This is a genomic window from Arthrobacter sp. YAF17 (assembly GCF_052113365.1).
Taxonomy (GTDB): Bacteria; Actinomycetota; Actinomycetes; order Actinomycetales; family Micrococcaceae; genus Arthrobacter.
This window is the reverse complement of record NZ_JBFRDB010000008.1, coordinates 56,276-68,480: the sequence shown is the minus strand read 5'-3', so window position 1 is coordinate 68,480 and position 12,205 is coordinate 56,276. Positions and strand designations below refer to the sequence as shown.

General features: G+C 67.5%; 11 protein-coding genes. 7 read left to right on the top strand and 4 right to left on the bottom strand.

Going from position 1 to position 12,205, the window contains the following annotated elements; translation table 11 throughout:
• Nucleotides 1–76: 76 nt before the first annotated feature.
• Nucleotides 77–1,339: a DNA polymerase IV gene (dinB, locus tag AB4Y67_RS08510; protein WP_441405343.1), complete on the bottom strand. Its 1,263-nt coding sequence runs from the start codon at nt 1,337–1,339 to the stop codon at nt 77–79.
• Nucleotides 1,340–1,413: 74 nt separating this feature from the next.
• Between dinB and AB4Y67_RS08505 the strand changes: the two genes are divergently transcribed.
• Both AB4Y67_RS08505 and AB4Y67_RS08500 read left to right on the top strand, forming a co-directional pair.
• Nucleotides 1,414–1,947, top strand: a complete 534-nt coding sequence (locus AB4Y67_RS08505) for a hypothetical protein (RefSeq protein WP_441405342.1) — start codon at nt 1,414–1,416, stop codon at nt 1,945–1,947.
• Nucleotides 1,944–3,038 (top strand): polyprenyl synthetase family protein, encoded by a 1,095-nt coding sequence (locus AB4Y67_RS08500; RefSeq protein ID WP_441405341.1) that lies wholly within the window; start codon nt 1,944–1,946, stop codon nt 3,036–3,038. The genes AB4Y67_RS08505 and AB4Y67_RS08500 overlap by 4 nt, the downstream gene beginning before the upstream one ends.
• A gap of 128 nt (nt 3,039–3,166) precedes the next feature.
• On the opposite strand, the gene AB4Y67_RS08495 is transcribed toward AB4Y67_RS08500, so the two are convergent.
• Complete coding sequence (locus tag AB4Y67_RS08495; RefSeq protein WP_024367566.1) at nt 3,167–3,520, bottom strand: Rv2175c family DNA-binding protein; 354 nt, start codon at nt 3,518–3,520, stop codon at nt 3,167–3,169.
• A gap of 298 nt (nt 3,521–3,818) precedes the next feature.
• Here AB4Y67_RS08495 and AB4Y67_RS08490 point away from each other — a divergent pair, with 298 nt between their 5' ends.
• Together AB4Y67_RS08490 and AB4Y67_RS08485 are read left to right on the top strand one after the other, a co-directional pair.
• On the top strand, nt 3,819–5,228 hold the full coding sequence (locus tag AB4Y67_RS08490) for a LysM peptidoglycan-binding domain-containing protein (protein ID WP_441405340.1): 1,410 nt from the start codon (nt 3,819–3,821) through the stop codon (nt 5,226–5,228).
• Between the two features lie 118 nt (nt 5,229–5,346).
• On the top strand, nt 5,347–7,464 hold the full coding sequence (locus AB4Y67_RS08485; RefSeq protein WP_441405392.1) for a protein kinase domain-containing protein: 2,118 nt from the start codon (nt 5,347–5,349) through the stop codon (nt 7,462–7,464).
• An 83-nt stretch (nt 7,465–7,547) separates the two neighbouring features.
• On the opposite strand, the gene AB4Y67_RS08480 is transcribed toward AB4Y67_RS08485, so the two are convergent.
• Nucleotides 7,548–8,951 carry a class II 3-deoxy-7-phosphoheptulonate synthase gene (locus AB4Y67_RS08480; protein ID WP_441405391.1) on the bottom strand — a complete coding sequence of 468 codons (1,404 nt, stop codon included), beginning with the start codon at nt 8,949–8,951 and terminating at the stop codon, nt 7,548–7,550.
• Between the two features lie 124 nt (nt 8,952–9,075).
• Nucleotides 9,076–9,819, bottom strand: a complete 744-nt coding sequence (locus AB4Y67_RS08475) for a lysophospholipid acyltransferase family protein (protein ID WP_441405339.1) — start codon at nt 9,817–9,819, stop codon at nt 9,076–9,078.
• Nucleotides 9,820–9,930: 111 nt separating this feature from the next.
• Between AB4Y67_RS08475 and AB4Y67_RS08470 the strand changes: the two genes are divergently transcribed.
• From AB4Y67_RS08470 to AB4Y67_RS08460, 3 genes are read left to right on the top strand one after another with little or no spacing between them, the layout of a single operon-like run.
• Nucleotides 9,931–10,740 carry an alpha/beta hydrolase gene (locus AB4Y67_RS08470; protein ID WP_441405338.1) on the top strand — a complete coding sequence of 270 codons (810 nt, stop codon included), beginning with the start codon at nt 9,931–9,933 and terminating at the stop codon, nt 10,738–10,740.
• A complete protein-coding gene (locus AB4Y67_RS08465; RefSeq protein WP_441405337.1) occupies nt 10,737–11,540 on the top strand; it encodes an alpha/beta hydrolase in 804 nt (267 codons plus the stop codon). The genes AB4Y67_RS08470 and AB4Y67_RS08465 overlap by 4 nt, the downstream gene beginning before the upstream one ends.
• Nucleotides 11,533–12,201, top strand: coding sequence for a hypothetical protein (locus AB4Y67_RS08460; RefSeq protein ID WP_441405336.1), 669 nt, complete (start codon nt 11,533–11,535; stop codon nt 12,199–12,201). The genes AB4Y67_RS08465 and AB4Y67_RS08460 overlap by 8 nt, the downstream gene beginning before the upstream one ends.
• Nucleotides 12,202–12,205: the final 4 nt, after the last annotated feature.

The following is a 12,205-nucleotide window of genomic DNA, read 5'->3' as shown; positions in this document are numbered from 1 at the left end:
ATAGTTTGTTGCGCCCTGTTCTGAAAGATGCCGAACGTCCCCTTGACTTCGTGACGGGGACTTTGGACCGCCGAGGTCACCCCGAATTGCTTCCGGGGTCCAGCAGCCGGGCCGGAAGCACCGACTTGGTGCCGAATTTCCGGGTGACCTGATCCAGGACCTGCTCAGCCGCCCGCCAGTTGTCGTCCCTGCGGTCAAGGCTCAGCTGCAGGGGCGCCTGCGCGGCTTCCTCGAGCTGTTCGGCCCGGATGCCCACCAGCCGCACCGTCATGGGCCGGTCACCGAGTGATTCCAGCAGCTGGACAGCGACGGCGTAGAGCAGTTGGGCGCTGTCGATCGGCGTGCTGACCGTGCGGCTCCGGGTGATGGTGGAGAAGTCCGCGTAGCGCAGCTTGAGGGCCACGGTACGGGCGTGCATGCCTGCACTGCGGAGCCGCTCAGCGGTCCGGTGCGAGAGCCGGAGCAATTCCCGGTGCAGCAGTGCCTCGTCGGCGGTGTCAACAGCAAAGGTCTCTTCGGCGCCGATGCTCTTCTCCAGCCGGACAGGGGTGACCGGGCGGGGGTCGATCCCCCACGACAGGCGGTAGACGTGCTCCCCTGACATGCCGAGGACCTTCCGCAGGGACGGCAGCGGGGACGCCGCGACGTCCGCAACTGTCCGGATGCCCATGCGGGCCAGCACGTCGACGGTTTTGGCCCCGACACCCCAGAGGGCGCTGACCGGAAGGCTGTGCAGGTAAGGGACCGTCTCCTCGGGCCCAATGAGCAGCAGTCCGTTCGGCTTGCACCGGGTGGAGGCAATCTTGGCCACGAACTTGCTGGCGGCTATTCCCACGGACGCGGTGATGCCCAGCTCGCTGCGGACCCGCGCGCGGATAAGCTCACCGATCTCGCGGGGCGGGCCGAGGCGCCGGATCGCTCCCCCAACGTCGAGGAAAGCCTCATCCACGCTGAGGGGCTCCACGAGTTCGGTAATCGAACCGAAGATCTCCATGATCTGGCCGGAGACCTCGTAGTACAGCTTGTGCCTGGGCTCGATGACCACAGCGGAGGGACACATCCGCATGGCGACCACCATCGGCATGGCCGACCTGACGCCGAACTTCCGGGCCTCGTACGAGGCGGACAGCACAACAGAACGGTCCGCGGGGTAGCCCACAATAACGGGCTTTCCCACGAGTTCCGGCCGGCTGCGCAGCTCCACCGAGACAAAGAAAGCGTCCATGTCCACGTGCATGATGCTGCTCCGCCGGAACTCGCGTAATTGCGCATCGCTAAGCCGTCTGGGTGCGCCTTGGGGAGACTGCTCCCGCTGCTGTTTATCCTGGTCCGGCCCCACAACTTCAATCCTATGCCCCGGGACTGACTAAACTGGAGGCTGAATCCGGCGTCAACACCAGGAGGAAAGTCCCTGTGAAGGTATTTGGACCGCGCAACCGTGCTGCGGCAGCCGTTATGGCGGCGGGCACGCTGATGGCTCTGGCCGCATGCACGCCCCCCAACCCCGGGACCGTTCCTTCGGGTTCCGCGTCGGCCTCGCCGGCTCCCTCCGCGTCCCAGCCCTCCACCACAGCTCCGGCCAGCCCCTCCGCCGCACCCGGCACCTCGGCCACGGTCGGCGCCATGGTCCCCGGGTTCCCGGAGAAGCTCCTGCCCGTGATGCCTGGTGCGAAGGTCGTCTCCAGCAGTTTTGACAAGACCACTACGCCCGCCACCGTGGCTCTTGTCGGCAGTATTTCCGCGCCGTCCGCCGACGTGCTCGCCTACTACACGAAGGAACTTGAGGCACAAGGCTTCAAGGCCGTTCCGGGCGAAGCAGTGGGCGCGGTACCGTCCAAGGACTTCCTCCGCAGTGACAACGAAACGGTCAACATCTCGGTGGTGGAAACCGCCGGGGTATCCACCTTCACGATCGGCGCGAACGTCGCCGCCGAGTCCGTCAAGTGACCCTCGCGGAGCAGCTGCGCCTGGAGCAGACCGCGTTTGTTGCCGCCGTCGCCGGAAAGCTAACCGATTTCCTCACCACCCGCCAGGCGGTGATGTCCTCGATCTCCCCGGACATTGATCCGCTGATGGGATCCATTTCGAACCTGGTCACCGGCGGAAAGCGCCTGCGGGCATTGATGTGCTACTGGGGCTGGCGCGGCGCCGGTGGCGAGGCCGGAGCCGGCGAAGTGGTGACAGCAGGCTCCGCGCTGGAGCTCTTCCAGGCCGCAGCCCTGATCCATGACGACATCATCGACCGCTCGGACACCCGCAGGGGCGGCCCCAGCGTGCACCGGCGCTTCAGCGACCTGCACGAGACGCAGGGTTGGGCGCTGGACAGCGAACGGTTCGGCCACGCGGCCGCTATCCTGACCGGTGACCTGTGCCTGTCCTTCAGCGAGGAATCTTTTACCGAAATCGGGCAGAGCGCGGCGTCCGGAAGCCGGGCCCGGCTGATCTTCAACCTAATGCGGGCCGAGGTGATGGCAGGACAGTACCTGGACATCCTCGAGGAGGTCGCGGGTCCCAGGCGGGACCGCGCGGGAGCAGTCAGCCGGGCCCAGTCCATCATCCGGTTCAAGTCGGCCAAGTACTCCACCGAACATCCGCTGGCATTGGGCGGCGCACTGGCCGGCGCCCACGACGAGCTGCTGCGGGGCTACTCGGCGTTCGCCCTCCCGCTTGGCGAGGCTTTCCAGCTCCGCGACGACGTCCTGGGAGTCTTCGGCGACCCTGTCACCACGGGCAAACCGGCCGGAGACGATCTCCGAGAGGGCAAGCGGACCGTACTGATCGCCTTTGCCCTGGACCTGGCCAGTCAGGCCGACTCCACCTTCATCGACGAGAAGCTCGGCAGCCCCGGGCTGGACGACGCCGATGTGGACGAAATCCGCCGCATCATCGTAGAGTGCGGCGCACTCCAGGCCACGGAAACACTGATCGAGGAATTCGGCTACGCGGCTTTCTCCGCCCTGGACCTCCTGCCGCTGGATGAGCTGCCCAAGACTGCGCTCCGAAAGCTGGCGGAGGCCACGGTCAGCCGCGCGGCCTGATCCACGCAGCGGCACTCACTACTCAGCTCCACGCGCAACGCGGCGGCATTAACAAATGCGGGCCCTGCACCTCAGATTCGAGGTGCAGGGCCCGCATTTGGTTTAGGGACCGGGAAATTCCGGGGCGGCTACCAGGCCAGGGACTGCGCCCGGCGCCGGATTTCAGTTTTGCGCCCCTCGCGCAGGGCATCGATCGGCCGGCCACGCAGCGATTCATCCGGGGTAAACAGCCAGGTAATGAGTTCCTCGTCGGAATAGCCTGCGTCCGCGAGGACCACAATCGTTCCCTTAAGGCTCTCGACCGCATGACCGTCCTGAATGAATTCGGCAGGAACGCAACGGATCCGGCGTTCACCGACCCTCAATGCAGCCAACGCACGTTCATCAAGAAGTGCGTGAACCTTAGTAATCGAAACGTTCAGGAGCTGCGCGACATCGGGAAGGGGCAGCCATTCGCCCACCAGGCTTTCTACATTACTCACGGATCAAGATTGCCATGCCGGCGGGCCCTGCGCCTAGTCGGCGCCCGGCTATTAAATGGCCAATCTCCGGACGCGGCCCACGGGCCGAGTGCCGCCTCTCCGACCGACACTCCACGCGAGCGCATTTTCGGAATGTCAAACAGTTCTTGTGCTATTTGCCCATTTGTGAGAGATTCGCATGGATCACATTTGTAACAGTGATAACTTGAGTCACATTGGTAACACCAGTCACAGCGATAATTACGAGTAAGCCAGGCCAGACCCGCAGCGTTGGACGCTGAGAAGAGGATCTTCCCCCATGACGACGTCACGTTCGCCAAAGCCCAACCCGAGGCCCAGCCTGCCGATGATTGCGGCCACGACGGCGGCACTTCCCGCCGTCGTCCTTTCTTCCTTGGCGATCGCACAGCCGGCTGCGGCGGAATCGCGCCCCCGCGCCATCCCGGCCACGCTGGCCGCGGCCATTGAGGCACAGGCTCAGGGCCAGACCGCCAGGGCGCTGGCGTCGGCCCTGATTCCTGCCGGTTCCGTCCCGGTCACTGTTCCGTCCTCGTTCCGTCCTGCCCAGGTTTCCGCCCCGGCTGAGTACACAATCGCCCGCGGTGACACGATCAGCGGAATTGCCGGCAAATTTGGCCTGGACACCACACAGGTTCTGGCGTTGAACGGGCTGCAGGCAAACACCATCATCTACCCCGGCCAGAAGATCAAGCTCGAAGGCTCGGCCCCGGCGACTGCACCGGCGGCGCCGGCAGCCCCTGAAGCGCCGGCAGCTGCTGCCGGCGGCAGCGTCTACACCGTCAAGCCGGGCGACACCCTCGGCGTTATCGCGGCCCGACACGGCGTCAAGCTCTCCGAGGTGTTCGGCTGGAACGGGCTCAACATGGGTTCGATTATTTATCCCGGGCAGCAGATCAAGATCGGCGGCGGCACTGCTGCACCTGCGCCGTCGGCCCCCGCTGCTCCGGCCCCCGCCCCGGCCGCCCCCGCCCCGAGCGCACCGGCCCCGGCGGCCCCCGCGTCAGGGTCGTACACCATCAAGTCCGGCGACACCCTTTCCGGCATTGCCGCCAGGAACGGGGTCAAGCTCGCGGACATCCTCTCCGCCAACCGCCTGACGATGAGCAGCATCATCTACCCCGGCCAGAAACTCGCGCTCTCGGGGTCGTCCCTCGCTCCGGCCTCCACCCCTTCCACCCCGCCGCCTGCCACGGTGACGCCGCTGGTCCCGAGTACCTTCCTCGGCTTCACCTACCCGGCCGCCGTCGTCAGCTCCGCCAACCAGAACAAGGCCCTGTTGAACGCCTCGCCGGTGCCCAGCCGCGAACAGATGAAGACGATCGTGGCGGACACCGCCCGCCGCATGGGCGTTGACCCCTCGCTGGCCCTGGCCTTCGCCTTCCAGGAATCCAGCTTCGACCACCGCTCGGTCTCCCCCGCCAACGCGATCGGCACCATGCAGGTCATCCCGTCCTCGGGCCAGTGGGCCTCGGACCTGGTGGGCCGCCAGCTGAACCTGCTGGACCCTTATGACAACGCCACGGCGGGCGTCGCGATCATCCGCCAGCTGACCCGCACGAGCCCGGACCTGGACACCGCCATCGCGGGTTACTACCAGGGCCAGTACTCGGTCAGCAAGTACGGCATGTACGACGACACGAAGCAGTACGTGGAATCCATCAAGGCCCACCAGAAGAACTTCAGCTAGGAGTTCCGGCGGGCCACGCGGCGGCGTCCAGCCGCCCTGGCCAAGCCCCGACGGATAACGAAACGGGTCCGAATCGCAGGTGGATTCGGACCCGTTTCCGTGCAGCGATTAGGATCGTATAGTGCAGGATTACTCGTCGGACCCTCTTGTTGGCACCCTGGTGGATGGCCGGTACCTGATTCAGTCCAGGCTCGCCAGCGGCGGGATGTCCACGGTCTACGTGGCCACCGACCGCCGGCTGGAGCGTGATGTGGCGCTGAAGGTGCTGCATCCCCACATGACCGGCGACCCCCAGTTCCTTGACCGGCTGGGCCGCGAAGCCAAGGCCGCCGCCCGGCTGTCGCACCCCCACGTCGTGGGAGTTTTGGACCAGGGCGAGGACGACCGGGTGGCCTACCTGGTGATGGAGTACATCAAGGGCCACACGCTGCGCGACGTCCTCAGGGACAAGGGCGCTCTCCCGCCGCGCCTGGCCCTTGCACTGATCGATCCCGTCGTCGAGGGGCTGGGCGCGGCCCACGACGCCGGCCTCATCCACCGGGACATCAAACCCGAGAACGTGCTGATTGCCGATAACGGGCGCATCAAGCTCGGCGACTTCGGCCTGGCCCGCGCCATTTCGACCTCGACCAGCACCGGCGCGCTGATCGGCACCGTCGCGTATCTCTCCCCCGAACTCGTGCTTGGCCGCCAGGCGGACGCGCGCAGTGACATCTACTCTGTCGGGATCATGCTCTACGAGATGATTACCGGCCGGCAGCCCTTCGACGGTGAGGTACCCATCCAGGTCGCCTACCAGCACGTCAACTCGGCCGTCGGCGCCCCCTCGGAGCACGTTCCGGGCCTCGCCACCGAAATCGATGAGCTGGTGCAGTGGTGCACCGCCAATGACCCGGACAAGCGCCCCGTCGACGGCAACGCGCTGCTCTCCGAACTCCGGCACATCCGGCGGAACCTGAGCGACGCCGAACTGGACCTGCAGCCCCCGGCTGCGCGTCAGGCCCTGCCGGCCGTGCCGCTTCCGCCGGCAGGACGCCCCGGCGGCGCCCCGGATCCGCTCGCCGCCAACGGCGCCACCGAAGTCATCGGCGGCCGGCAGCAGCCCACGGAATTCATCGCGCGCGGCAACAACCCGACCACCGTGATGTCCGCGGCCCCCCGCCACCCCGGCTACGGCCCGCTGTCCGCCCCGGACGAAGCACCATACGCGGCCGGCGACTACGACGGCGACGACGACGCTTCCGCCGTTCCGGCCGGCAAACGGGCGCAGCGCAAACACGACCGCGACGAGGAAAAAGCCCGGCAGCGCGCCGCGGCCACCCCGGTCCGGAGCCTGCGCGAGGGCAACCCCCGGCGCCGCGGACTGCTCTGGATCCTCGTCCTCGTCATCGCTGCACTGCTGGCCGGCGGGGCGGGCTGGTTCTTCGGGATGGGGCCGGGCTCCCCCGGCACGATTCCGGAACTCGCGAACAAGACCGTGGCCGAGGCGCAGCAGCTGCTCCGCACGGCCGGGTTCCAGTCCACCACCAAAGACGTTTTCGACGACGACGTCGCCCCCGGACTGGTGGTTGCCTCAGAGCCGGCGGCCGGGGAGGTCATCCGGAAGTTCCAGCCGGTGTCCCTCGCTGTCTCCAAGGGCCCCGAGCTGTTCCCCCTGCCGGAGCTGACCGGAAAGTCCCTGGACGAGGCCAAGACGGCCCTTAACGGCGCGGGCATGGCACTGGGGAACATCTCCGAGACCTTCGATGAATCCGCGGCCGCCGGGACGGTCCTGGCGCAGGCACCGCCCAGCGGCAACCCGGTCCGGCACGGCACGCCCGTGGACCTCACTGTCTCCAAGGGACCGCAGCCCATTCCGGTGCCTGACGTGCGCGGCCAGAAGCAGGCAGACGCGGTCGCGGCGATCGAAGCTGCCGGGCTGAAAGCCGTGGTCGCCGATGAAACCGTCCACGACCGGAAGGTGCCCAAGGGCGCGGTCGTGGCGCAGGATCCGGCCTCCGGCAACCTGACCAAGGGCGGATCGGTGACGCTCACCATCTCCAAGGGACCGAAGATGGTCCAGGTGCCAAGCTTCATCGGGAAGCAGGCCGCCGAAGCGCAGAAGGCCCTTGAGGAACTCGGCTTCACGGTCAAAGTCGACAACATCCTCGGCGGATTCTTTGGTACGGTCCGAGCCCAGGACCCGGTGAACACAAGCGTCCCGGAAGGCTCCGTCGTCACGCTGACCGTAGTCTGACGGCCCCCGCCCTCACCACTGACAAACAGCTCCGCCCCGGCTGCATCAGCCGGGGCGGAGCTGTTTGATGGGCGGGCCAGTCTTTAGCGCTTGGACAGGGCCCCTGCCACCAGGAAAGCCATCTCGAGAGACTGCATGTGGTTCAGCCGGGGATCGCAGACCGATTCGTAGCGGTCCAGGAACGCCTCCTGGTCCACGGGATCCGCGCCGCCAAGGCACTCGGCCACGTCGTCGCCGGTCATCTCGACGTGCAGGCCACCGGGGACGGTGCCGAGCGCATGGTGGACCTCGAAGAAGCCGCGCACCTCATCAATGACGTCGTCGAAGTTCCGGGTCTTGTAGCCGTTCGGCGACGTGACCGTGTTGCCGTGCATGGGGTCGGTCACCCAGAGGACCTGGGCGCCGGACGCGGTGACGCGCTCCACAATCGGGGGCAGCTTCTCGCGGATGTTGCCCGCGCCCATCCGGGTGATGAAGGTCAGGCGGCCGGGCTCGCGGTCCGGATCCAGCTTGTCGATCAGGCGCAGCGCGTCGTCGCCGCTGGTGCCCGGCCCCAGCTTGACGCCGATCGGGTTGCGCACCCGTGAGAGGAAATCGACATGGGCGTGGTCCAGTTCGCGCGTGCGCTCACCGATCCACAGGAAGTGCGCGGACGTGTCGTACGGGAAGCCGGTGCGCGAGTCGATCCGGGTCAGGGCCCGTTCGTAGTCGAGCAGCAGGGCTTCGTGGCTGGCGTAGAACTCCACCCGCTTGAGCGCCTCGAAGTCCGCGCCGCAGGACGCCATGAACTTGATGGCGCGGTCGATGTCCCGTGCCAGCGATTCGTAGCGTGCGTGGGCGGGGTTTTCGGTGAAGCCCTTGTTCCACTGGTGGACGAGCCGGAGGTCAGCGAAGCCGCCCTGGGTGAACGCGCGGATCAGGTTCAGTGTGGAAGCGGAGGTGTGGTACGCCTTGAGCATCCGGCCGGCGTCGTGCGCGCGGGATTCCGGCGTGAAGTCGTAGCCGTTGACGATGTCGCCGCGGTAGGCCGGCAGCGTGACGCCTTCGCGGGTCTCGTCGTTGGAGGAACGCGGCTTGGCGAACTGCCCGGCCATGCGGCCCATCTTGATGACGGGCATCGCCGCGCCGTAGGTGAGGACCACCGCCATCTGCAGGATCGTGCGGACGCGGGCGCTGATCTTGTCCGCCGTCGCGGCCTCGAAGGTTTCGGCACAGTCGCCGCCTTGGAGCAGGAACGCCTTTCCCTGTGCGGCGGCGGCGAGCCGTTCGCGCAGGATGTCCACTTCGCCGGCGAAGACGAGCGGCGGGAGGACGGAAAGTTCCTTGACCGAGGATTCGAAGACGGACTTATCCGACCAATTCGGCTGCTGGGAGGCAGGAAGCTCCCGCCAGTGGTCCAGGCCGGGATAGTTCGCCGCACCGCTCTGGGCGGTGCTGGTCAGTGCGGTGCTGGTCAGTGCGGACCCCGCCGGGGGCGGGTCGCTCAGGGAACTGTTCAGGGGGGAGGCCGAAGGCGCAGATAGCTCAGTCACCTTCTAAGGATAGTTGCCCCCGCGGCGATCGTCGGCCCCGCGGCGTCATTGACTGCGCCGGAACCGTCACACGCTTCGGTCAGACAGTTCCGGGCGCGGCCGGGCCGGAGCCGGCCGCGCCGTCCTCCGGAAGTTCCGTGGCCTTGCCGGCGAGCCGGAGCTTGACGACGGCGGCGTACTCGTCGACGTATTCCTGGCCGGAGACCCGCATCAGTTCATACATGATCTCGTCGGTCACGGAGCGCTGGATCAGCCGGTCGTCCTCCATGCCGTAGTACCGGCTGAAGTCCAGCGGCTCGCCGAAGATCATCCCGATCCGGCGGATGTTGGGCATCCGTTTGCCGATCGGCTGGACCTTGTCGGTGCCGATCATAGCGACCGGAATCACGGGGACGCGGGCCTGCAGGGCCAGCCGCGCCACCCCCACTTTGCCGCGGTACAGCCGGGAGTCCGGGCTGCGGGTGCCTTCGGGGTAGATGCCCAGGAGCGAGCCGTTCTTCAGCACGTCCATGCCGGCGTTGAGCGAGAGGGCCGATGCCGCCCCGCCGGAGCGGTCCATCGGCAGCTGGTTGGTGAGCCGGAAGAAGGTGGCCGTCAGCTTGCCTTTGATCCCCTTGCCGGTGAAGTACTCCGATTTCGCGAGGAACACGACCGGACGGGGCACCATGAGCGGCATAAAGATGGAGTCGGAGAAGGAGAGGTGGTTGGATGCCAGAATGGCGGCGCCCTCGGCGGGAACGTTGTCCAGGCCCTTGACCCAGGGCCTGAAAAGCGTCTTCAGCACCGGCCCCAGAACGAAGGTCTTCATGAACCAATAAAACACGTGGTGTACCTCTCCGGAAGGCGTCTGGCCGGCCCTGCATCGGACCCGGCCAGGACTTCAATGACACCCTACTCTAGTGAGTTTTATCGGGAACAGTGACACGATGGGCACATGACCGGAAGCAGTACTCCCCTGGCGCCCGCAGCGTTCAGTTATCCCGGCCACGGCGGCAACGCGGGCATCGGTGTGGCCATCTGCCACGGCTTCACCGGCAGCCCCCTGAGTGTCCTTCCGTGGGCCGAGCACCTGGCCCGGCAGGGCTTTGCCGTGTCCGTCCCGCTGCTCCCCGGCCACGGCACGGACTGGCGCGACCTGGCCCGCCACGGCTGGCAGGACTGGTACCGGGCCTTCGAGGACTGCTATCTAGAACTCGCCGCAAAGACCCGGTACTGCTACGTGGCGGGGCTCTCCATGGGCGGGACGATCGCCCTGCGCACCGCGGCCCGCCACCACGTCGCCGGCGTCGCCGTCGTCAACCCGGGACTGAGCTTCTACGACCGCCGGGTGCGCTACATCGGCCTGCTGAAGCACGTCCAGCGCACCACGGTTCCGGTCCAGGAGCCGAACCCGGCGCCCGTCACCACCGAGGACGGTGACTACTCGCTCACCCCGCTGGAGGCCGTGCACCAGCTAAGCCGGCTCTTCAAGGCTGCGCTGCGCGACCTGCCGGCCGTCACCGCTCCGGCGCTGGTCTTCAAATCCGCGACCGACATCGTGGTTCCGCCGTCCTCAATGGAGCTGCTGCGGAAGCGGCTCGGGTCGCGGGAGCTGGACGTGGTCGGTTTGCCGGACAGCGGCCATGTTGCCACGCTCGACGTCGATGCTCCCCTGATCTTCGGGCAGTCCGTCCAGTTCTTCCTGCAGCACGCAGCCTCCGCGCCCTCGCCGGGCCGGCCCGCCACAACCCCGGAGACCCCATGACACTCCCCCCGGACCACACGCCGTTCAGCAGCCCTTTCACCGGCACCGGGCCCCGCACCGGCGTCGTGGTCTCGCATGGCTTCACCGGCAGCCCAAACGGCGTCAGGGACTGGGCCACATCGCTGGCCGACGCGGGCTACGCCGTGCGGATGCCGCTGCTGCCCGGGCACGGCACCAGCTGGCAGGATCTTGCCCGGACGCGCTGGCAGGCCTGGCACGCGGCGATTGACGCCGCCTACCTCGAACTCGCCGGGGAATGCGACCAGGTGATCGTGGCAGGCCTGTCCATGGGCGGGGCGCTGGCGCTGCGGATCGCCGCCAACCGTCCGGTCGCCGGCGTCGTGGTGGTCAATCCCGGACTCGTCATCGACGATCCCCGGGCACCGTTGGCGGGCCTCCTCAAATTCGTGGTCAGGAGCACCCCCGCGATCGCCAACGACATCCTGAAGGAGGGCATCGACGAGGGCGCCTATGCCCGGACGCCGGTCGCCGCCGCGCACGAGCTGAACAAGATGTTCAAGGACACCGTGCGGCTGCTCCCCCGGGTCACCGCGCCGGTGCGGGTCTACCGGTCCGCGGTGGACCATGTGGTCTCCGACTCGAGCATGCGGGCACTGCGCCGCGGACTGACCCACGCCCCGCTGGAGGTGATCCGGCTCGAAAACAGCTACCACGTCGCTACGATGGACAACGATGCGCCCGAAATCTTCCGTGGCTCGGCCGAATTCATCCGGTCGCTGGCCCCGGGAAGCACTCCGGACGCTGCCCGCGCCAGCCAGAAGGACACGGCAGATGACTAGACCGGACTCCAACTCTCCCGACCCCGATTCATCGGATTCCCGTGCCCACCAGGACGACGCGGTCTGGCTTGACCTGGTCGCGAGGCTGGAGGGAAGGGAACCGGCCGCAGGCCCGGGGACTCCGGAAATCCGGGAAGCCCCGGACGGCAAGGACGACAACGCCGGCGGGGACGGCGTGGCGCACCCAGAGGCATCCCCGACGGACGGCCCGCACATCGACAGCCCTTCAGCGCCACGGCCCTTCAGCGACTTCGACCCGCTGGGCCTTGCCGCCAAGGCGCCGGTCGAACTCTCCGCCGCGGAGCGGCTGGCGCAGAGCCAGGCGGCGGGGAGGGCCGCAGCCAACGCGGCCGGGGCGGATGGCCGGCAGGCTGCCCCCGGGCCGCGGGACTTTGACGCCGATGACGATGACCCGTTCATCGCCGGCGAGTTCGTGCCGGAGGAACCGCCCAGCCTCGCCGGGGCCGACCCGATGACCGTGCTGGCCTGGCTGGGGGCGGTGGGCGGTCCCGTAGCGCTCCTGATGTCTGCAATGTTCTGGCGCTCCGCCCCGCTGCTGGCCATCCTCGGCATGGTGGCAGCCTTCGCGGCGTCGGTGGTCTTCCTGATCATGAAGCTGCCGGGCGAAAAAGACGAGCACGACGACGGCGCGCGCCTCTAACTCG

Bases quoted from the DNA above. Each gene is read 5' to 3' on its own strand.
- AB4Y67_RS08460 (WP_441405336.1), top strand. From the start codon at position 11,533: ATGACTAGACCGGACTCCAACTCTCCCGACCCCGATTCATCGGATTCC.
- AB4Y67_RS08470 (WP_441405338.1), top strand. From the start codon at position 9,931: ATGACCGGAAGCAGTACTCCCCTGGCGCCCGCAGCGTTCAGTTATCCC.
- AB4Y67_RS08490 (WP_441405340.1), top strand. From the start codon at position 3,819: ATGACGACGTCACGTTCGCCAAAGCCCAACCCGAGGCCCAGCCTGCCG.
- AB4Y67_RS08465 (WP_441405337.1), top strand. From the start codon at position 10,737: ATGACACTCCCCCCGGACCACACGCCGTTCAGCAGCCCTTTCACCGGC.